The 21,127-nt window shown below is 57.1% G+C and carries 20 protein-coding genes; 18 read left to right on the forward strand and 2 right to left on the reverse strand.

The genetic code is table 11. The features are described from left to right. The 18 genes from truB to miaB all read left to right on the forward strand — a co-directional run bounded on the left by truB (position 1) and on the right by miaB (position 19,980). On the forward strand, positions 1 to 1,029 hold the full coding sequence (truB, locus tag QP503_RS06555; protein ID WP_006681726.1) for a tRNA pseudouridine(55) synthase TruB: 1,029 nt from the start codon (positions 1 to 3) through the stop codon (positions 1,027 to 1,029). After that, on the forward strand, positions 1,026 to 2,015 hold the full coding sequence (locus tag QP503_RS06560) for a bifunctional riboflavin kinase/FAD synthetase (protein WP_006681725.1): 990 nt from the start codon (positions 1,026 to 1,028) through the stop codon (positions 2,013 to 2,015). The genes truB and QP503_RS06560 overlap by 4 nt, the downstream gene beginning before the upstream one ends. A 176-nt stretch (positions 2,016 to 2,191) precedes the next feature. Then, complete coding sequence (gene rpsO, locus QP503_RS06565; protein WP_006681724.1) at positions 2,192 to 2,461, forward strand: 30S ribosomal protein S15; 270 nt, start codon at positions 2,192 to 2,194, stop codon at positions 2,459 to 2,461. A 228-nt stretch (positions 2,462 to 2,689) separates the two neighbouring features. Continuing rightward, a complete protein-coding gene (locus QP503_RS06570) occupies positions 2,690 to 5,062 on the forward strand; it encodes a polyribonucleotide nucleotidyltransferase (RefSeq protein ID WP_006681723.1) in 2,373 nt (790 codons plus the stop codon). Between the two features lie 200 nt (positions 5,063 to 5,262). Next, complete coding sequence (locus QP503_RS06575; protein ID WP_006681722.1) at positions 5,263 to 6,582, forward strand: M16 family metallopeptidase; 1,320 nt, start codon at positions 5,263 to 5,265, stop codon at positions 6,580 to 6,582. Between the two features lie 21 nt (positions 6,583 to 6,603). After that, the gene (gene dapB, locus QP503_RS06580) at positions 6,604 to 7,356 is read left to right on the forward strand and encodes a 4-hydroxy-tetrahydrodipicolinate reductase (RefSeq protein ID WP_103633544.1); all 753 of its coding nucleotides are present in this window, start codon (positions 6,604 to 6,606) and stop codon (positions 7,354 to 7,356) included. Next, a complete protein-coding gene (locus QP503_RS06585; protein WP_103633545.1) occupies positions 7,353 to 7,928 on the forward strand; it encodes a GNAT family N-acetyltransferase in 576 nt (191 codons plus the stop codon). The genes dapB and QP503_RS06585 overlap by 4 nt, the downstream gene beginning before the upstream one ends. Positions 7,929 to 7,988: 60 nt before the next feature. Beyond that, positions 7,989 to 8,885 carry a 4-hydroxy-tetrahydrodipicolinate synthase gene (dapA, locus tag QP503_RS06590; protein WP_103633546.1) on the forward strand — a complete coding sequence of 299 codons (897 nt, stop codon included), beginning with the start codon at positions 7,989 to 7,991 and terminating at the stop codon, positions 8,883 to 8,885. Positions 8,886 to 8,938: 53 nt separating this feature from the next. Then, positions 8,939 to 10,630, forward strand: coding sequence for a ribonuclease J (locus QP503_RS06595; RefSeq protein WP_285084327.1), 1,692 nt, complete (start codon positions 8,939 to 8,941; stop codon positions 10,628 to 10,630). 115 nt (positions 10,631 to 10,745) lie between these two features. Continuing rightward, positions 10,746 to 11,696, forward strand: coding sequence for a PfkB family carbohydrate kinase (locus QP503_RS06600; protein ID WP_006681717.1), 951 nt, complete (start codon positions 10,746 to 10,748; stop codon positions 11,694 to 11,696). A gap of 125 nt (positions 11,697 to 11,821) precedes the next feature. Continuing rightward, positions 11,822 to 14,599, forward strand: a complete 2,778-nt coding sequence (locus tag QP503_RS06605; protein WP_006681716.1) for an FtsK/SpoIIIE family DNA translocase — start codon at positions 11,822 to 11,824, stop codon at positions 14,597 to 14,599. Between the two features lie 18 nt (positions 14,600 to 14,617). Beyond that, positions 14,618 to 15,256 carry a CDP-diacylglycerol--glycerol-3-phosphate 3-phosphatidyltransferase gene (gene pgsA / locus QP503_RS06610; protein ID WP_006681715.1) on the forward strand — a complete coding sequence of 213 codons (639 nt, stop codon included), beginning with the start codon at positions 14,618 to 14,620 and terminating at the stop codon, positions 15,254 to 15,256. A gap of 158 nt (positions 15,257 to 15,414) precedes the next feature. Then, on the forward strand, positions 15,415 to 15,729 hold the full coding sequence (locus QP503_RS06615; RefSeq protein ID WP_285101436.1) for a helix-turn-helix domain-containing protein: 315 nt from the start codon (positions 15,415 to 15,417) through the stop codon (positions 15,727 to 15,729). Between the two features lie 3 nt (positions 15,730 to 15,732). Beyond that, on the forward strand, positions 15,733 to 15,969 hold the full coding sequence (locus QP503_RS06620; protein ID WP_006681713.1) for a DUF3046 domain-containing protein: 237 nt from the start codon (positions 15,733 to 15,735) through the stop codon (positions 15,967 to 15,969). Between the two features lie 217 nt (positions 15,970 to 16,186). Beyond that, the gene (gene recA, locus QP503_RS06625; protein ID WP_006681712.1) at positions 16,187 to 17,281 is read left to right on the forward strand and encodes a recombinase RecA; all 1,095 of its coding nucleotides are present in this window, start codon (positions 16,187 to 16,189) and stop codon (positions 17,279 to 17,281) included. Between the two features lie 5 nt (positions 17,282 to 17,286). Beyond that, positions 17,287 to 17,889 carry a regulatory protein RecX gene (locus tag QP503_RS06630; RefSeq protein WP_285084326.1) on the forward strand — a complete coding sequence of 201 codons (603 nt, stop codon included), beginning with the start codon at positions 17,287 to 17,289 and terminating at the stop codon, positions 17,887 to 17,889. 41 nt (positions 17,890 to 17,930) lie between these two features. Further along, the gene (locus tag QP503_RS06635; protein ID WP_006681710.1) at positions 17,931 to 18,425 is read left to right on the forward strand and encodes a CinA family protein; all 495 of its coding nucleotides are present in this window, start codon (positions 17,931 to 17,933) and stop codon (positions 18,423 to 18,425) included. 10 nt (positions 18,426 to 18,435) lie between these two features. Further along, positions 18,436 to 19,980 carry a tRNA (N6-isopentenyl adenosine(37)-C2)-methylthiotransferase MiaB gene (gene miaB / locus QP503_RS06640; RefSeq protein WP_040318684.1) on the forward strand — a complete coding sequence of 515 codons (1,545 nt, stop codon included), beginning with the start codon at positions 18,436 to 18,438 and terminating at the stop codon, positions 19,978 to 19,980. A gap of 112 nt (positions 19,981 to 20,092) precedes the next feature. On the opposite strand, the gene QP503_RS06645 is transcribed toward miaB, so the two are convergent. Together QP503_RS06645 and QP503_RS06650 are read right to left on the reverse strand one after the other, a co-directional pair. Next, positions 20,093 to 20,647, reverse strand: a complete 555-nt coding sequence (locus QP503_RS06645; protein WP_179370499.1) for a type III secretion system chaperone family protein — start codon at positions 20,645 to 20,647, stop codon at positions 20,093 to 20,095. After that, positions 20,640 to 21,086 carry a YbjN domain-containing protein gene (locus QP503_RS06650; protein ID WP_006681707.1) on the reverse strand — a complete coding sequence of 149 codons (447 nt, stop codon included), beginning with the start codon at positions 21,084 to 21,086 and terminating at the stop codon, positions 20,640 to 20,642. Before QP503_RS06650 ends, QP503_RS06645 begins: the two co-directional genes overlap by 8 nt. Positions 21,087 to 21,127: the final 41 nt, after the last annotated feature.

A 21,127-nucleotide genomic window follows, 5' to 3' on the forward strand; every position in this document is an offset into this window, starting at 1 on the left:
ATGGCGAAAAAGCCTGACACTTCCATCCCAGGCATCGTTATTATCGATAAGCCAGCTGGGATGACCAGCCACGATGTCGTGTCGAAGATGCGACGCGTGGCGCATACTCGTAAGGTCGGCCACGGAGGAACCCTTGATCCGATGGCGACCGGCGTTTTGGTCATCGGCATCGGTCAAGCAACGCGACTGCTGACCTACATTACCGCCGGATCGAAGGCTTATGATGCGACGATTCGTTTCGGCGTTGCAATGACCACGGATGATGCGCAAGGCCAGCCGATTTCGATTGCCGGATGCGAACAGCTGGACCGAGAAGCGCTCGAATCTGCAATGGCAAGCCTGCGCGGTGAGATCATGCAGGTTCCTGCAACGGTCTCGGCGATCAAGGTCGATGGTAAGCGAGCCTACGCGTTAGCACGTGAAGGCCGCTCTGTTGAACTGAAAGCGCGTCCGATTACAATCCACGCCTTCGAACGACTGGGCGATCCGCGCATTCAAATGGCGGAGTATGCGATTGCTACAGATGATGATTCGGCTGAAATGACGGCTATTCCAGTCAGTGTCGTTGATGTTGACGTTCACGTCGATTGCTCGTCTGGCACGTATATTCGTTCCCTCGCCCGCGACCTCGGGCAGATGCTGGGGTGCGGCGCACACCTGACGGCGTTGCGTCGTACGCGTGTTGCCTCGTTCACCCTTTCGGGCGCCCACCAGCTGGCTGATCTGCAAGCGGAAACTGAAGCGCGAGGGGAGTTTTCGCCAGGCGCGCCCTCGTTGCCGTCTCCCGGCCTGATTCCGATTGCCGAGGCCGCGACCTCGTTGTTCCCCTCCATTGTTCTGAGCGCGGAAGAAGAACAGCGTTTCTCCCATGGTCAGGCACCGACGCGTGACGCGCAGGAAGTCATGGCATTAGGGAACCCCGGCGATGTCATTGCAGCATGCAATACATCTGGAGTGCTCTGTGGGGTGCTGGCCATTAAGAATCATTCTTTGAAGACTCTCAACGTATTTTCTGGAGAAACACAATGAAGGTCTGGACCGACCTGTCTGAGATTCCCGGCGATGAAAAGTCGGTGGTCACCATCGGTAACTTTGACGGTATGCACAATGGGCACCGCCGAGTCGTTGCCTCGTGCGTTGAGCGCGCACGCAAACGCGGTGTGGATGCCGTGGCGATTACTTTCGACCCGCATCCGACCCAGGTGCATCGCCCGGAAGTAAACCTCCAGCTGATTTCGCCGTTGCGGGATCGACTTGATGCCATGGCCTCGTGCGGACTGGATGCGACACTTGTGGAGCACTATGACCAAAGCGTGTACACGCTGGAACCCGAAGATTTCGTCACCGAGTTCCTCGTTGACCGCTTGGGTGCGGTTGAAGTTGTTGTCGGTGAAGACTTCCGTTTTGGTGCCCACAACTTAGGCACAATCGATACGCTTCGGGCGCTGGGACGCACCTACGGTTTTGATGTTGTGATGGTCACCGATATTCAGGCTCCCGAAGGGCGTCGCTGGTCCTCATCGTGGGTGCGTGAACTGCTCACTGAAGGCGATGTCGCTGGCGCTGCCCGGGTTTTGGGGCATTTGCACCGAATCCGTGGCACGGTCGAACACGGTTTTAAACGAGGCCGTTCTCTGGGATTTCCGACCGCCAATTTGCGGGGCGGAATTGAAGGCGTTGTGCCTGCTGATGGCGTGTATGCCGGCTGGGTTGTGCGTACCGTTCCGGGAACGCAGTCCGCAGAATTCTTGCCCGCAGCGATCTCGGTGGGAACGAACCCACAGTTCGATGGGGTAGAGCGCACTGTTGAAGCTCACGTGCTGGGGCGATCCGACCTGAACCTCTACGGCGAGAAAATCGCGGTCACCTTCGTGTCACGCATTCGCGAAATGATGACCTTCGATTCTCTCGATGAACTACTTTTCCAGATGGATAATGACCTGCTGAAGACCGCGTCCGTGCTCGGAATCGCCGTGGCGAATCGCGTGGATCCCGATTCGGTGACCGCCGTCTGAAAGCAACGGGTTTCCCTCGGGTGTGATTGTCCTTTCACAAGGTGAGTCTGCCCACGTAGATACGGGGAAAAGCCCGCATCATGCTAACCTTGAAAAGCCGTCAAACGGCCGCGGATCCGATGCTGTAAAGGAAAGCTTTACAGCTCCGCGCAACGAATGAAGCAAAGGAGACGCCTGTGCCGCTGAGCAAGGACGTTAAAGACCAGATCATCGCCGAGTACGCGACCCACGAGGGCGACACCGGTTCCCCCGAGGTTCAGATTGCACTGCTGACCCAGCGCATCAAGGATCTGACCGAGCACTTCAAGTACCACACGCACGATCACCACTCACGTCGTGGCCTTTTGCTGCTCGTTGGTCGTCGTCGTCGCCTCCTTGGCTACTTGGCTTCGGTCGACATCGAACGCTACCGTTCGCTCATCGAGCGTCTCGGCCTGCGTCGCTGAACTTGTGCCGGCCCGATCCCGTATGGGACCGGGCCGGTTCACTACGTGTGGCGTTTTCACCCACACACCCACACACCCAATAGGAAAGAACCACGAACGCGTCGCCGGTTTTCGACAGTGGTTCACGGACCCCCGCTTGTTTGTCGGGTGCGACGCCGTGGACTTCGATCGAAGGCCGAAGCGTGACGTGAGTTCTTCAGTTGAGAATCACAAAGGAGAATCCCCATCATGATGGAAGGTTCAGACATCACCGCCGCAGAGGCGATTATTGATAACGGCCGTTTCGGCAAGCGCACCGTGCGCTTCGAAACGGGTCGCCTTGCCAAGCAGGCCGCCGGCTCCGCTCTGGCATACCTGGACGACGAGACCACCGTCCTGTCGGCCACCACTGTCGGCAAGTCGCCTCGCGATCAGTTCGACTTCTTCCCGCTGACTGTCGACGTTGAAGAACGTTCGTACGCTGCGGGTCGTATCCCCGGATCGTTCTTCCGTCGCGAAGGTCGCGCGGGCACCGAGGCAATCCTCGCAGCCCGCCTGATTGACCGCCCGCTGCGCCCCGGCTTCGTCAAGGGCCTGCGCAACGAGGTCCAGGTTGTCGAGACTGTCCTGACCGTTCACCCGGATGACGCTTACGACGTTCTGGCAATCAACGCAGCATCCATGTCTACCCAGATCGCGGGTCTGCCCTTCACCGGCCCGATCGGTGGCACCCGTCTTGCTCTGATCGACGGCCAGTGGGTGGCATTCCCGCGTTGGTCTGAGCTCGAGCGCTCCGTCTTCAACATCGTTGTTGCCGGTCGTATCGTGACCGCTGAAGACGGCACCGAAGACGTCGCAATCATGATGGTTGAGGCCGGTGGCGGAAAGAACCAGTGGGAACTCATCCAGGCCGGTGCCATTGCTCCGACCGAAGATGTTGTTGCCGATGGTCTTGAAGCAGCAAAGCCCTTCATCAAGGTCCTCTGCGAGGCCCAGATTGAGGTCGCCAAGACCGCTTCGAAGGAAACTGCAGAGTTCCCGCTCTTCATCGACTACACCGATGAAGAATACGCAGTAGTCGAGGAATGGGTTGGCGACAAGCTTGCCAAGGCGCTCCTGACCGAAGGCAAGCTGGCACGCGACGAAGCCGTTGATGCTGTTAAGGCCGAGATGCTCGAGGCACTGCTTGCGCGCTTCGAACATGAAGACGCTGAGAAGGAACTGAAGGCAGCCTTCCGTTCGCTCGAAAAGTACACGATCCGTCAGCGCACGCTGCGTGAAGAAATCCGCATGGATGGTCGTACCCCGCGCCAGATCCGCTCCCTCTCCGCAGAGGTCGAGGTTCTGCCTCGCGTCCACGGTTCCGCCATCTTCCAGCGTGGCGAAACCCAGATCCTGGGCGTCACCACACTGGCAATGCTTCGCATGGAACAGCAGCTCGACAACCTGAGCCCCGTCACCGCGAAGCGCTACATGCACCAGTACAACTTCGCTCCCTTCTCGACCGGTGAAACCGGCCGAGTGGGTGCCCCGAAGCGCCGCGAAATCGGCCACGGTGACCTTGCAGAGCGCGCTCTGATCCCGGTTCTGCCGTCGCGCGAAGAGTTCCCCTACGCAATCCGCCAGGTCTCCGAGACCATGGGCTCCAACGGCTCGTCCTCGATGGGCTCCGTCTGCGCATCGACTCTGTCGCTACTCCAGGCTGGCGTCCCGTTGCGCGCACCCGTCGCCGGTATCGCCATGGGCCTCATGACCGGTGAAGTTGATGGCGTTCAGAAGGCTGTCACCCTGACCGACATTCTCGGTGCCGAAGACGGCTTCGGCGACATGGACTTCAAGGTAGCCGGCACCAAGGACTTCATCACCGCCCTCCAGCTCGACACCAAACTCGACGGTATTGATTCCCAGGTCCTGCGTGGCGCCCTTGCTCAGGCCCGCGACGCTCGCCTGACCATCCTTGATCTGATCAACCAGGCTATTGACGGCCCTGATGAAATGAGCCCGAACGCTCCTCGCATCATCACCGTCCAGGTTCCCGTGGATAAGATCGGTGAGGTCATTGGCCCGAAGGGCAAGATGATCAACCAGATCCAGGAAGATACCGGCGCAGATCTGACGATCGAAGATGACGGCACCGTCTACATTGCTGCCGCTGCCGGCGAAGCCGCTGAAGCTGCACGCCAGATGGTCAACCAGATTGCTAACCCGCAGATGCCTGAGGTCGGCGAACGCTTCATCGGCACGGTCGTCAAGACCACGTCGTTCGGTGCATTCATTTCCCTGACCCCGGGTAAGGATGGCCTGCTCCACATTTCCCAGGTTCGTCGCCTGGTCGGTGGCAAGCGCATCGAGTCTGTCGATGACGTTCTGCAGGTTGGCCAGCAGCTTGAGGTCGAGATCGCTGAAATCGGCGATCGTGGCAAGCTCTCCCTGCACGCTGTCCTTGATGACGAAGCTACAGCCGCTGAAGCTGCCAATGCTTCCAACTCCGAGTCCGAAGGTCGCCCCGAGCGTCGCGAACGCCGTGACCGCTCCGAGCGTCGTGAGCGTCGTCCGCGCACCCGCACGCGTCGCAAGCGTGAGGACGAGGGTGAAGCAACCCAGGCTCCGTCTGAAGACTGATAGTTCTTCATCACCTCGTTGGGCCGGTGGCAGAGCCACCGGCCCAACAGTATTTTTCAGTCAATACTGCTCTGCCTGAACGTCTCCAACCGGTTGAGCATTGAGCAAGTAGACTCACACACGTGGACGTTTTGAACCTCCGCCTGAACAATCGGGGGAACATCGCGTTAACGGCCAGAAGAAAAGGAAATGGAAGACTCGTGAGCGAACCGATCGAACTGACACTCGATGCGATCGACAATCAGTTACTGGATGACACTGATGGCGATCTGCGACGGACAGTGACTTCGTTTGGTACGCGTATCATCACCCAGCACATTCCTGCCACGCATTCTGCTGGAGTCAGCATGTGGGTTCCTGTGGGATCTCGCGATGAAACCCCCGAAGTCGCAGGTTCGACCCACTTCCTTGAACATCTGTTGTTTAAAGGGACGGATACTCGCTCCGCTTTTGACATCGCCGAAAGTTTCGACCGTGTGGGCGGAGAAACGAATGCGGAAACCGCGAAGGAACACACTGCATACTGGGCTCGCGTCGTTTCGACCGATCTCACAATGGCGGTGGGGACGATCGCTGACATGTTGACCAACTCGCTCTTGGATCCGGCAGAGTTTGAAATGGAACGAGGGGTCATCCTCGATGAGCTCGCGATGTCAAAAGACTCTCCGACCGAGAACGTCCACGAAGCATTCCAGCAGGCAATTCACGGTGATACTCCGCTTGGTCGCCCGGTGGGTGGCACCCCTGACATTATTAGCGCTGTCAGTCGTGACAAGGTGTTTGAGCACTATCACCGCCACTATGCGCCGAACAACTTGATCGTTGCGGTTGCCGGCGATATTGAGCATGAAGCAGTCGTGAACATGGTGACCGATGCTCTGTCGGCGTCCAATTGGGCGTCACAGCTGAAATCATCCAGCCGGCCTCGTCAGCGCCGCTCGAAGCTCGCAACCAACGAAGGCGTTCAGTCGGCGGAAATAGTGAGGCGTCGCGATGTTGAACAAGCTCACGTTGTGATCGGCACCAGGGGGTTTCGCGCACTCGCTGATGAACTCCCGACCTTTAACGTTTTGCTCAATGTGCTGGGCGGGTCGATGTCGTCGCGCTTGTTCCAGGAAGTTCGCGAGAAACGAGGCTTGGCCTACACGACCTACGCTTTCGGTTCGTCCTACGCGGAAACCGGTAGCTTCGGCATGTACGCGGGCACATCGCCGGCGAAGGTAGACGAGGTCGAAAAACTCATGCGGAGCCAATTGGAGTTGCTCGCAAGCGAAGGCCCGACCGCCTCAGAGATGGAGCGCGTACGAGGCCAAGTGCGAGGCTCCGTCGTGCTGAGCCAAGAAGATAACTGGTCGCGCATGATGCTTATTGGTCGCGCTGAAGTGTCTGGCCGATACAAGTCCATCGAACAAGCAATTGACGCGATCAACCAGGTGAGCGCTGAAGACGTGAAGGCCATGGCCACCGACCTTGCACGCCGTAATTTCTCTCGTGCTCTCGTCCTTCCGAACAACGCCTAAAGACAAGAAGAGGAACTCATCATGATTCACGTAGCAGTCATTGGCGCTCAAGGCCGTATGGGCGCGACCGTCGTTGAAGCAGTGAACGGTGCAGACGACATGGAGTTCGTCGCTGGTCTTGATGCTTCGGATCAGATCACAGCCAGTAACCTTGGTGGCGCCGAGGTTGCCGTCGATTTCTCAACGCCGTCTGTTACCGAAGCAAATGTCCACGCACTGCTGGACGCTGGGGTGAACGTCGTTGTGGGCACAACGGGGTGGAGTGATGAATCCTATGAGCGTGTGCGCGTCCACGCTGAAGAATCTGGCCGTTGCGTCCTGATCGCACCGAACTTCGCGATGTCTGCCGTGCTGGCGATGAAGTTCGCTGCGCTGGCCGCCCCGTATTTCGAGTCCGCTGAGGTTATTGAAATGCACCATCCGAACAAGGTGGATGCGCCTTCCGGTACTGCGGTTGCCACTGCGAAGGGGATCGCAGCGTCGCGCGGAAAGGCCGGATGTGGTCCCATGCCTGATGCCACCCAGTCGGATCCACTGGGTGCCCGCGGGGGAGCCGTAGACGGCGTGCCTGTCCATGCTGTCCGCCTGCGTGGCCTGACAGCCTCGGAAGAGATCCTGCTGGGCAACCCTGGTGAACAGCTGGTGATCCGCACGGATTCCTTCGACCGTTTCTCTTTCATGCCCGGCGTTTTGTTAGGCGTGCGTGAAGTGAGCAAGCATCCGGGTCTGTCGATCGGCTTGGATACTGTCCTTGACCTGCCGGGGCTTCTATGAGCATCGACCTTGGTATGCCGGGAGCAGGTGCACCTCAGTCTGTTTCGAAGGTGCCCGACCGATCGGTTCGCCCCGCATTGGCTCAGGATGCGCCACAGATTGCGCGTATTCAGGCAGCCTCGCTCAAGAGGCTCTTCGGCGCGAGCGCACAGGTGGGCGAACAGGTTCTTGTGCAACAGTGGGCAACAACATTGACTGCTCCTGCTCCCGCTGGGTGCTTCACTCTTGTTGCCCTCCACGCCAACGTGGTCGCCGGTTATGCTCTGGTTGTTCCCGCCGATGATTTCACCGCCGGTGATGGTAGCGCCATCACGGGCGCCTCGTTAATTGCCGAAATGGACGTGGACGAAAGTTTCCGTCGAAGCGGACATGCCTCTCGCTTGGTGCAGGCGTGCGTCGATGTTTCGCGTGCGACCGCCCTCAGTACGTGGATTGATTCAAGGGACGAGGCCCGGATCCGTTTCTTCACCTCATGCGGGTTTGGGCCGGCAGGGGTGAGGCGCACATTCCCCGACATGCCTGATGTTGTCCAACACCTGTGGTGGACTTCGACGCAGACACCTGACGAGTGATAGGCGTTCACCTAGTGAACTTTGGGCTGTTTCGATGCCTCCGCGTCATATGCTCAACCCATGAGCTACACCCCGCGCCGTCTTTTCGGCTCCCTCGCAACCGCAATGGTGACCCCGTTTCACGCTGACGGGTCAATCGATCTCGACTCCGCGGTCCGTTTGGCAAAGAAGCTCGTTGACGACGGGTCTGACACAGTTTTGCTGTCTGGAACGACTGGCGAATCTCCGACGACCCATCAGCCGGAGAAGGATGAACTGACGGTTGCTGTGAAGGAAGCTGTGGGTGACCGCGCGTTTATTCTCTGCGGTGCGTGCTCGAACGACACCGCGCACGCTGTGCGTATTGGTGAAGGGGCACAGGCGTCGGGGGCTGATGGTCTGCTGGTTGTCTCCCCGTATTACAACCGTCCCTCTCAGGTGGGTCTGCGTGCCCACGTTCGCGCTATTGTGGACGCAACTGATCTTCCCGTCATGCTCTACGACATTCCGGGACGTACCGGCTTGGCGTTCAGTGATGAGACACTGGATGACCTTGCCACCCACCCGCGTATCAAAGCTGTTAAAGATGCCACAGGCAACGTTGAACAGGGCGTCGAACGAATGCACCGAACTCAGCTCGAGTACTACTCGGGTGATGACGGCTTGAACTTCGCTTGGATGACCGGTGGAGCCTCCGGTTTCGTGTCGGTCGTGTCACATGTTGCCTCGTCGCACTACCGGAAGATGATCGACCTGCTGGATGCCGATAAGGTCTGGGAAGCCCGCGAACTTGCCTACTCGCTTCGCCCGCTGGTGGCTGCCATCATGGGCGGGGGACAGGGGGCTGTCATGGCAAAAGCAGCCCTGTACCTGCAGGGCGTCATTGAAACGCCGGTTCTGCGTCTGCCGTTGGTGGGAGCCTCGAATGACGAAATGGAATCCTTGAAGTCTGCGCTGAAAGTGGCCGAACTGCTCTGACTTGGGTCTGAGTGTTCACGGATTTCCCCTGAGGTCGTGGCACACTTAGACCTATGAAGTCCCTGTATGAGAACCTTTCCGAACCCGCACCCCTAGAAGAGGGCGCCATTCGCATCATCCCACTTGGTGGCTTGGGTGAAGTGGGCCGCAACATGAACGTGCTGGAGTTCGACTCCAAACTCCTCGTTGTCGACTGTGGCGTTCTTTTCCCTGAAGAAACCCAGCCGGGTGTTGACCTGATTCTCCCGGACTTCTCTTGGATTGAAGACCGCATGGACGACGTTGTCGGCATGGTCCTCACCCACGGTCACGAAGACCATATCGGCGGTGTTCCGTACCTGTTGAAACTCCGCGAAGACATCCCAATCTACGGTTCGGAACTGACGCTGGCATTTGTCGAACCGAAGCTTCGTGAGCACAAGCTGACCACCGACAACCTGCATGTCGTAGCAGAAGGTGACCGAATCACTATTGATGACTTCGATCTTGAATTCGTCTCCGTGACCCACTCGATCCCCGACGCTCTGGCTGTCTTTGTCCGCACCCCGGCAGGAAAACTGCTGATCACCGGTGATTTCAAGATGGATCAGCTTCCCCTTGACTCTCGCCTGACCGACCTTCGTGCCTTTGCTCGCTTCGGTGAAGAGGGCGTGGACCTGTTCATGGTTGACTCCACGAACGCTGAGGTTCCCGGCTTCATCACTCCCGAACGTGAAATCGGCCCTGTCCTCGATCGAGTATTCGGTGAAGCTCCGGGACAGATCGTCGTTGCATCCTTCGCCTCGCACGTCCACCGCGTCCAGCAGGTTATTCAGGCTGCGGCGCACCACGGGCGGCACGTTTGCCTGGTGGGGCGCTCAATGGAACGCAATATGCGCATCGCTCAGGAAAAGGGCTACCTGACTATTCCCGAGGGCGTTATTGTCGACGCGCGCACCATTGAAATGCTTGAACCCTCCAAGCGTGTCTACATGGCAACTGGCTCGCAGGGTGAACCAATGGCCGCGCTGTCCCGTATGAGCCTTGGAACTCACCGTAGCGTCTCCATTGAGCCCGGCGACATGGTGGTCCTAGCGTCCTCTCTGATTCCTGGAAACGAAAACTCCGTCTACCGCGTCATCAACGACCTCATGCGCCTGGGCGCACGCGTCGTGCACAAGGCGAACGCGAAGGTTCACGTATCCGGCCACGCCGCTGCAGGCGAGCTGATTTACTGCTACAACATCGTGCAACCCACCAACGTCATGCCGATTCACGGCGAGGTCCGCCACCTGGTCGCTAACGGGCAACTTGCCGTGAAGACCGGTATCTCACCCGACAACGTGGTGCTGGCAGAAGACGGCGTCTGCGTCGACTTAAAGGACGGCACGGCACGCGTCAGTGGAGCCGTTCCCTGCGAATACGTGTACGTCGACGGTCGCTCCATCGGCGAAATCTCTGAACACGAGCTTGAAACTAGGCGCACGCTCGGCTCCGAAGGCTTTATCTCCGTCTATGCCGTCGTTGAACACGATTCAGGTGTGGTGCTTTCTGCGCCGATCATCCGCGCAATCGGTATGGCAGAAGATGATTCGGTCTTTGAAGAGATTCAGCCGGACGTCGAAGTAGCGCTCGCGGAAGCGGCGGCTCCCGGTGGAGTCGACCCCTACGTTCTCCAGCAGGCAATGCGTCGTGTGATCGGTCGTTGGGTGGCGCGCAAGCTCCGCCGTCGTCCGATGATCGTCCCAGTCGTTGTAGAACAGTAGAAGAGGCACACGTGGAGATCTCTTCACCGCACGAGCGTTTGAGGGTGTCCCTATCGCGTACTCTGGTGTCAGCAACCTCAACGAAGAGCCTCAAACTCAAAGAAGCGTGGAAGAAATGACAGGTCGTTTTATCTCAACCCACTCGGTGGTGCTTGTTCTTCCGATGCACATTTCACATTCACCGGTTCGTGGCGCTTCCATCCATGCCGATGCTTCTAGCTCGCGTCCCGGGGGTGGTTTTACAACCCTATCTGCGGTGGCAGCTCTCGGTATCCCGGCTGCGCTGGCTTCCCCGTTAGGCACTGGACCGAACTCGTTCACTGTTCGTCGTCAGCTTGTTGAAGCTGGAGTTGAGGTTCTTATTCCAGAACTGGTGGGTGACATCGGCGTCGCAATGCAGTTGATCGAACCCGATGGGTCGATGACCTCGATTGTGACGTCCGGTGTTGAGTCAGAGCCGTCGCGTACAGCGTTGGACTCTCTTGTTCTTACCCCTGGCGACTTGATCCATATTGCTGCCTCTGACTTGACGAATCCTCATTCTGCGAAGGTCCTTGCGGGATGGGCTGCAGCCCTGCCGTCATCTGTCACTCTTGTTGTGGCCGTTTCCCCGGCAGTTGAGCAAGTTCCCGTAGAACTATGGCGCCAGCTGTTGCATCGTGCTGACGTCGTGACAATGAATGTCCGTGAATCGAACACCTTGGCGTCGATCCTCGACTCTTTTGAGCCCGGCACGGGAGTGCGTCACCTCATGCGACCCGAAGCTGCGCTGGTCCGTCGCACGGGCGCGTCGGGGTGCGAATTGCAACGCACACAGACTGATGAACCCGTTATGATCCCCGCCTACAAGACGCACGTCGTCGACACCGCTGGTGTCGGTGATACACACATCGCGACAATGTGCGCCACTCTGATCACCGGCAAAGACGTTGCGGAAGCATGTCGTATCGCGAACGCGGCTGCCGCAATTGCGCTCTCTCATGAATCTGCTCTTCCTGTTCCCTCACGCGAACAGATTGATATCGTCATGGAAACGGGAACAGTCGAGAGCCTCGCGGCACTGTAGAGACTGCACGTGCGCCTCTTTCTTCTATTCGCAGACGCGTCACGAGTGTGAGATCCGCGTGAGACTGCGCTTTAACGGCGCGCCGATCACGATTCGCCAGGTCTACGGGTAGCGTTTTGATCATCATGGCTAAAAGCAACCCATCTGCCCGAAATGGCTCGAACGCCAAGTCGCGCCAGCGCACGTCGAATCAGAAGCAGGCTCAACCCGAGATAACGGAGAAGCCGGGGCTCCTTGCCTCGTTCTTCTCAGCAATCGGGCGTGGTATTGCCTCGATGGTTCGCGCGTTCAATGCAGCTGATGTGCAAGTAAAGCGCGACGGCCTTGCGTTTGTGCTTCTTGCGCTAGCGATCGTTGTCGCCCTGCGCGAGTGGTTCCACATTTCCGGCCAGGCTGGGGATGTATTGCACCACGGGGCAGCCGGCCTCGTTGGTCTATTCTCTGTCGTTGTTCCACTGGCACTTGTCGCACAAGCCGTAGAACTCTTCCGCGCGCGCTCCGGAAACCACGCCTTGCCACACCACACTGCGGGTGGCATTGGGTTGACGGTTGCCCTGACCGGTTTGGTGCATATCAGTCAAGGAAATCCGGCATTCGATGACCTAGCAGCTATTGAATCGGCCGGTGGCATTATCGGCTGGTTTATCGCGCGCCCACTGACGCTTCTGCTGTCAGGGTGGGGGGCTGGCGGAATCCTCATTCTTTTGGGCATTTACTCGATCTTGCTGGCAACTCGTACGCGTGTTGCCGATGCTCCGGCTGCTCTCGCCTCCTTCTTCCGTTCGCTGACCCACCGCGGTGGAGATGAAGAAATGAGCGATGAAGAACGTGCACGCGAACGCAGGCGTCGTGCGCGCGAGGATCTTGCTGCGGGCGATGATCCTTTCCTTGAACAATATGATGGTGATGAGTCGTTCCGTTCCCCACAGATCAGCGATGACCCGACGGTTGTCCTTGAGCAAGATGCGAATGCGGAAAAGTTTGTTGATAAGCCGGCGCGCAAGTCTCGGTTTGCGAAGAAGGCTGAGCCTTCCCCCGATCCGCAGGACATGCCAACTCAGGTGATTTCCCTGCCTGATGCGACTGCTGGCATCGATGGGCTGACCGCTAATATAGCGACCTCCGAAGTCGATGTGCGTGGGGGAGCGACAAGTATTCCTGCTCCGCCGATCACCGATCCTCCTGCTCAGCCCGGTTTTCAGCCGAACCTGGACGATGCAATCACGTACACGCTTCCCCAGGCCAGTCTTCTTGTTGCCGGCCCGCCGCACAAGACTCGCTCCGAGGTCAATGATCAGGTTGTCAATGCGCTGATGCAGGTGTTCGCTGACTTCAACGTTGATGCGAGGGTCACCGGTTTTTCACGAGGTCCGACAGTGACGCGCTACGAAGTTGTTCTTGGTGCCGGCGTCAAGGTCGACAAACTGATGAACCTGACGAAGAACATCGCGTATGCGGTGGCTTCAGCTGACGTGCGTATCCTTGCTCCGATTCCTGGAAAGTCAGCGATCGGCATTGAAATTCCGAACGCTGACCGCGAAAACGTGGCGCTGGGTGACGTATTGCGTTCCGGCGCTGCTATGCGTAACCAGCATCCGCTGGTCGTCGGCGTGGGTAAGGACGTCGAAGGCGGGTACGTTGTCACGAACCTCGCAAAGACTCCTCACATGCTGGTCGCTGGCCAGACGGGTTCCGGTAAGTCGAGCTTCGTGAATTCGATGATTACGTCGATCATGATGCGTGCGACGCCCCAGCAGGTGCGCATGATCCTGGTTGATCCCAAGCGCGTGGAACTGACGATTTACGAAGGAATTCCGCACCTGATTTCGCCGATTATCACTGATCCGAAGAAGGCTGCTGAGGCTCTCGAATGGGTCGTGCGCGAAATGGATGCGCGTTACGATGATCTGGCTGAGTATGGCTTCAAGCACATTGACGATTTCAATAAGGCTGTGGCGTCCGGTCAGGTTCAGGCAAAGCCCGGTCTGCAACGCACGCTTCACCCGTACCCGTATTTGCTGGTGGTGGTTGATGAGCTCGCCGACATGATGATGGTCGCTCCGCGCGATGTTGAAGCCTCGATTCAGCGCATCACTCAGCTGGCGCGTGCCGCTGGCATCCACTTGGTGCTGGCGACGCAGCGTCCGTCTGTTGACGTTGTGACCGGCTTGATTAAGGCGAATATCCCCTCGCGTTTGGCGTTTGCTACCTCGTCCCTGACTGACTCTCGCACGATTCTCGACCAGCCGGGTGCTGAGAAGCTGATCGGTCAGGGCGATGCTCTCTACCTTCCTGCCGGCGCTTCGAAGCCGTTGCGCGTCCAGGGCGCGTGGGTCAGCGAGTCGGAGATTCACAAGGTTGTCGCGCACGTGAAGTCGCAGATGCAACCCACGTACCGCGAGGATGTGGTTGCGCCGGCGAAGAAGGTCAAGGTCGCCGAGGATATTGGCGATGACCTCGATGATCTGTTGCAGGCAGCTGAGCTGGTTGTTTCCTCGCAGCTGGGTTCGACGTCGATGCTTCAGCGCAAGTTGCGTGTCGGTTTTGCCAGAGCAGGTCGCCTGATGGACCTGCTCGAGTCGCGTGAAATCGTCGGCCCATCCGAAGGGTCGAAGGCGCGCCAGGTGTTGGTTGCGCCCGAGCAGTTGCCTCAGGTGCTTGCCATGCTACGAGGCGAAGTAGAGACGCTAGACGAAGCAACAGAGGTCGTGCCTTCCATGGGTGACGAGACCGCGTCAACTGGTGATGGCGTTCCCGGCACCGATGTGCGCACTGGTGCGGTCGATGGTGCTATGTCGGCACCGGACCCATATTCAGGACATGATTATGGTGGGAATGCACCACAATGGGTAGATGAAGAGCCCGACGATGATGAGGACGCTTGGCAGCTGACCGGTCGCTAAGCCAAAAAAAGGGGTGCTATGGGAAGTAATGTTTCTCGTGTTGATCATGAACACCATGTTTCTTTATGGAACGTGCCCAATGTTTTGACCGTTTTCCGTCTGGTTCTGGTCCCGGTATTCATTTGGCTGATGTTCCTTGAGGCTTCTGCTGCGCGCTGGTGGGCTGTTGTAGTCTTCATGGTTGCTGCCGCAACAGATCAGCTTGATGGGCATATTGCGCGTTCGCGAAATCTCATCACAGACTTCGGTCGTTTGATGGATCCGATTGCGGATAAGGCGCTTACGCTGGGTGCATTCATCGTGCTCTCGATTGCTGGATTGTTGCCGTGGTGGGTGACGATTCTGATTGCTGTTCGCGAGCTTGGTATTACGGCTTTGCGTGCAGTTTTGTTGCGACGTGACATTGTTGTGTCGGCAAATAAGGGTGGCAAGCTGAAGACGGTTCTGCAGATTTTCGCGATCTGGTTGCTTCTGATTCCGTGGCAGTCTCTGGGTGCTTCGTGGCCCGCATATGCTTCGCTGACCCACGGAATGCTGATCTTCGGTTGGGTTGTCGCAGGCCTGGCATTGGTGATGACTGTCTGGTCTGGTCTGGTTTATGTTGTCGAGGGCGCGAAGCTCTGGAAGGCAAGCTCACCTCAAGTTGAGTCAAAGTGACTCAACTTATTTAATGGTGAGACACACTTCCCCTTTCGCGTCTTATCGTTGAAATTTCGCGGATAATGTCCGCATTTCTTGTGCTATCCAGTCGGTGGGTTGGTCTTATCACGTGGTCTGCACGCGCATTTCTATATGATGGGGGATACTCTTTTCTTATGAATGCTTCACTGACTACCGCACCTTTATTGAGGACTGAGCTTGGCGACGTCCTGCGTGGTATCCGTCAGCGTCAAAAGCGCACGCTCAGAGAGGTCTCTGCCGGCGCTCAAGTTTCGCTGGGATATCTGTCAGAGGTAGAGCGCGGTCAGAAGGAAGCGTCGTCAGAGTTGCTTGAAGCTATTTGCGAGGCCCTCGATGTCCCGCTGTGGTTTGTTCTGCGTGAAGTCTCTGACCGCCTTGCCGTTGTAGATGGCGTTGTCGTTCCGGATACTGTTCCGGATGATCTTGTCCCTGTTACCTTGATTAGATGACGCGTGAAGGTATCTGAATTCTGGGAGGGCGTTGACGCTGTCTTTGGGGCGACGCTCGGTCGTTCATACACGTCTGACCTCTATCTCACTTCGCTACGTGGAACGTGCGAAGAGGCTCTTGATCGCGGGGTTGCTCCTCAGGAAGTGTGGGATGCGTTGGTCGATGAAGCGGGTGTTGATCCGTCTATGAAGTGGATTCATCGACTGGATCAAAAAGAGCGACGTAGGTCTCGTTCGTAGCTTTCGGCGCGTCGCCCGAAGGTGTAGAACACCTGTTCCATATATCATTTCTTATAGATGGCGCATTTTGCCCCCACTTATCCACAGGTAAGCAGGTGTGCAATGTGGTTTGCCCATGGTCAGGCATATCGTCATTGTGTGTCCTCGGAGAGGGGATCACACTTCAAAGGCCAGAATAATCGTCAGCCGGTGAGGCTCGGATCTTAAGAAGGACATCATGGCAGGTCGCAAGAATGCACCCGTGTCTGCTCCCAAGGGAAATGACCGCAACAAGGCGCTCGAAGTAGCGCTTTCTCAGATTGATAAGCAATTCGGTAAGGGCTCTGTCATGCGCTTGGGCGACGACTCGCGTCCGCCGGTACAGGTGATTCCCACCGGTTCGCTTGCTCTGGATGTTGCTCTCGGCATCGGTGGCTTGCCACGTGGTCGTGTCATCGAAATCTACGGACCCGAATCCTCCGGTAAGACCACCGTTGCTCTCCATGCTGTCGCCAGCGCTCAAAAGGCTGGCGGTAACGCAGCGTTCATTGACGCTGAACATGCTCTTGACCCGGTATATGCAAAGGCACTGGGTGTGGATACGGACGCTCTGCTGGTTTCTCAGCCCGATACCGGTGAACAGGCCCTTGAAATTGCAGATATGTTGATCCGCTCCGGTGGTATCGACATTATTGTTATTGACTCGGTTGCAGCCCTCGTTCCTAAGGCTGAAATCGAAGGCGAAATGGGCGATTCCCATGTTGGTCTTCAGGCTCGCCTGATGAGCCAAGCACTTCGTAAGATCACGGGTGCGCTTTCTGCCACTGGGACCACGGCCATTTTCATTAACCAGCTACGTGAAAAGATCGGCGTATTCTTTGGTTCTCCCGAAACGACAACGGGTGGCAAGGCTCTGAAGTTCTACGCATCGGTTCGCATTGATGTTCGTCGCATTGAAACCTTGAAGGAAGCGGGAGCCCCGGTCGGTAACCGCACGCGTGCCAAGGTCGTGAAGAACAAGATGGCGCCACCCTTCAAGCAGGCCGAATTCGACATCGTCTACGGCAAGGGCATCTCGCGTGAAGGTTCGATTATCGACATGGGTGTTGAGGCTGGCGTCGTGCGTAAGTCGGGATCCTGGTTTACTTACGGGGACGATCAGCTTGGACAGGGCAAAGAAAACGTCCGTCAATTCCTGATCGATAACCCTGAACTTGCCACAGAGATCGAAAACAAGATTCTGGCAGCCCTCGGAATCGGTGAACCACTTGAGCCCGAAGATGAAAACCAAGATCTTCCTGACATCGATCCGATGGAAGACGCAGGTTTCTAACACCAATGGTTCGTTATCTGGATCCTGAAGATCATCCGGAGCTCGAACGAACGTGCAAGGCGCGCTCCTCAGTCGGAGAGCGTCTTGCGCGCTTAAAAGAGAAGAATGCTGCTCTGACGGGCACTGAAGCGATCGAAGCGGCGCGTGAAGTTGCTCTTCGACAGCTTGATTCTCGGAGTCGTTCGACTGGCGAATTGCGTAGCGCTATTGTCGCAAAAGGTTTCTCAACCGAGACTGCCGACGAAGTGATCGATCGCCTCCAACAGGTTGGGTTGGTTGATGATGCTGCTTTTGCTCGCATGCTTGTTCATGATCGTTTTGAACTTGGTGGGAAGACCGGGCGAGCACTCGTTGAAGAACTACGACGTAAAGGACTGTCGCGCGCTGACATTGAGCAAGCACTTGCTTTGATAAAACCTGATGATGAAGCGAACAAGGCATTCGATCTTGCCTTGCGAAAGCGCAGGTCAATGGGCAGTGTCAGTCGCCAAGTTGCCTATCGTCGGCTGGTTGGTATGTTGAGCAGAAAAGGGTATTCGCCTTCGGTTGTCTCAAGTGCCGTCTTGCAGGTGCTTGCTGATGACGTCGAAGCTGAAGACAACGAATAGCACACCATGCTTTGTGGCTGTGCGTTGAGTGGAAGAACCTCATGCCTGTAGAAGAAGCAGTTGAACTGATTCAACAATGCTCACTGAATCATGTCACCGTCAGCGTTGCTGAATCACTGACCGGTGGAAAACTGTGCTCCACATTGGTTGATGTGCCGGGAGTATCAGCTGTCCTTCTTGGCGGAGTGTGCACCTATGACACCAAATTAAAAGCTCAGATCCTGGGTGTTGATCCCAGCCTGTTACAGTCATTCGGTCCCGTTGACCGGCGCGTTGCAATTCAAATGGCGCGCGGAGTCTGCGAGCTCACTGGTTCAGACCTTGGCATTGCAACGACGGGGGTTGCTGGTCCCGGACCGCAGGGACTTCATCCTGCCGGAACCGTGCATGTCGCCTGCGTGATGGGCGCTGTTGAGCGCCATCGCCTCTTCCACTTCATGGGGGACAGGGAAGCGGTACGCAACCAGAGTGTTAGTGCAGCTCTCAGCCTTGCCCACGATGTTCTTCACTTCACCCGAACCGATGGGAATGATTAAACTGTCCGCGATGGAAACGAATATAGACGAAGCATCTCAGGTAGCTCTTCCGCGCACCTATGCGATTAAAACGCTGGGATGCCAGATGAACGTTCACGACTCTGAGCGTATGGCTGGCTTGCTGGAAGAAGCTGGACTCATCCCGGTTGACCGTGTTCCTGCAGCTCAGGCACGAGCAACTGATGCCGGTGACATGGGTGCCGACGTTGTTGTTATCAACACCTGCTCGGTTCGCGAGAACGCTGCGACGAAGCTGTATGGCAACCTCGGTCAGCTCGCGTCGGTAAAACGTGAACGTCCGGGCATGCAGATCGCCGTCGGTGGATGTCTTGCGCAACAGATGCGTGACGGCATTATCGATAAGGCTCCATGGGTTGATGCAGTGTTTGGAACACACAATATTGATGTGCTCCCCGCCCTGTTGAAGCGTGCTGAACACAACCGCAAAGCTGCTGTCGAAATTGAAGAATCGTTGAAGGTCTTCCCATCGACTCTGCCCACTCACCGCGAATCCGCGTACGCTGCGTGGGTTTCAATCTCCGTGGGTTGCAACAACACGTGCACCTTCTGCATCGTTCCTCATCTGCGCGGTAAAGAACGAGATCGTCGTCCCGGAGAGATTCTGTCCGAAGTTCAGGCGGTCGTCTTAGAAGGTGCGATCGAAGTGACGTTGCTGGGACAGAACGTCAATTCATACGGTGTCGGTTTCGGTGAACGAGGCGCATTCGCCTCTCTCCTTCGCTCAGTGGGGCAGATCGAGGGTCTCGAACGCGTACGTTTCACATCACCTCACCCGGCTGCCTTCACGGACGATGTGATTGCGGCGATGGCTGAAACTCCTACCGTGATGCCCAGCCTTCATATGCCACTTCAATCTGGCTCCGATGCGGTGCTTCGTCAGATGCGACGCTCCTATAGGCGCGAAAAGTTCATGGGTATTCTCGAAAGAGTCCGCGCCGCGATTCCCGATGCTGCGATTACGACAGACATCATTGTTGGCTTCCCCGGTGAAACCGAAGAAGACTTCCAACAGACGCTGGACGTTGTCGAACAGGCTCGATTCTCGTCAGCGTTCACGTTCCTCTATTCCCCGCGTCCGGGTACGCCAGCTGCCGATCGTGAAGACCAGGTTCCCGATGATGTCGCACTGGAACGCTACAAGCGCCTCGTTGCTCTTCAAGAGCGAATTTGCGCGGAAGATAATGCTGCATTGGAAGGCACCACGGTCGAGGTCCTGATCTCTGAGGGCGACGGTCGTAAAGATGGTGAAACACTGCGCGTGACCGGGCGAGCCCGCGATAATCGCTTGGTGCACGTTGCTTTGCCGGAGGGCATCAGCGAAGCAGATAAGCCACGTCCTGGCGACATGGTGACCGCTACCGTCACTCACGGCGCCCCGCACCACTTGATCGCAGATTCGGCTCTGACAGGTGGTGGTCTATGGACTATGCGCCGTACGCGCGCAGGCGACGCATGGGAGCGTCGCCAAGCTCATGAGGAAGACGAACGCGTGTCGTTGGGTATTCCGACGATCCGCGTGGGACGACCTCACTGAAACTGCTGTTCCCTAATAGACGCATAGCAGGTGTGCTCCGCTCGACGAGCGATGCACACCTGCTATTTCGTTTCGCGAATCGCGCACCAATCGTGTGCGCACTGATCAAGACTTACGCGTGGGCCAGCAAAGCCGGCATTTCGTTCAATGCTTGCAGTGTCACTCCCAGTCCGCGACGCACCATCGCATGGATCTGACGGTCTGACATTCCCTTGCCAGCGAAGAAACGGGTCGCCAAGATAACGACCTTGCTATCTTCAGTTTCAAGAGCGAACGTGGTCGGCTGAAGATGGTCGACGTTCCACTTATTGGTGAGTTCGTTCAGGCGAGGCATGTCGAGCTTAGCTGCTCTCTCAGCGTCGAGTTCCATGCGTGCTTCGATCTGAATCCACGGAGAATCTGCTGGTTCGCGGTGAATCTGGATGCGAGCACCTTCAACATCAGTGATAACAACGAATTCGTTTGAGCCGTGGGAGAGTCCATCTCCAGCAACAACGTTTTCAATTCGTTCAATGCTGACCTCAGAAACCTCGGTACCCCACTTTTCAGCGGCTTCATCAGCTTCCATGCCCGGTGCCGGCGTAGCGGTCTGGGATAGGTGCTGGATCGGTGACTCGGTCAGTGGTGAGGCGCCGTCACCCATCGAAAATGACTTCCATTCAGGCATTGGAGGCCTCCTTTGTCCACGGGTCAACGTACATCTGGTCAAGACGGTTTTGGACCGCGATGGATGCGAGCACGAACTGCTGGACCTCTTCTGCCAGCTGCTCATGAGTTGCCCCAGCTACCCAGTTGAAGCAGTGGAAGAGGCGGATACCGATCATCCCTTGCTCGCTGGTGTAGGTTGTCGCCTTCGGCACGTATGTTGAAGCGTTCAACGTGCGCATTGTTTCAAGCAGAGCTTGCTGGTGCGACGGGTGGAAGAAGCGGGGGTAGTCGACAACGCCCTGTGCTGGAGACGTGGGCGGGACGATGAATCGGATTGTGCGGTTTGGAAGCAGAGCAGCAACTTGATCCTTGGACGAAATGAAGGGGAAAACGCCCATGTCTTCAAGTGCGCGTGCAATGCGGTCGATGGTGACCGGATCTGTTGTTGTCACACTCATACTGCTACCTTACGGGGTTTGGTAGACGGCGGGAAATAGGA

Origin of the sequence: Pauljensenia sp. UMB0895, from assembly GCF_030218905.1 — a bacterium.
In the GTDB taxonomy this organism is placed as follows: Bacteria; Actinomycetota; Actinomycetes; order Actinomycetales; family Actinomycetaceae; genus Pauljensenia; species Pauljensenia turicensis_A.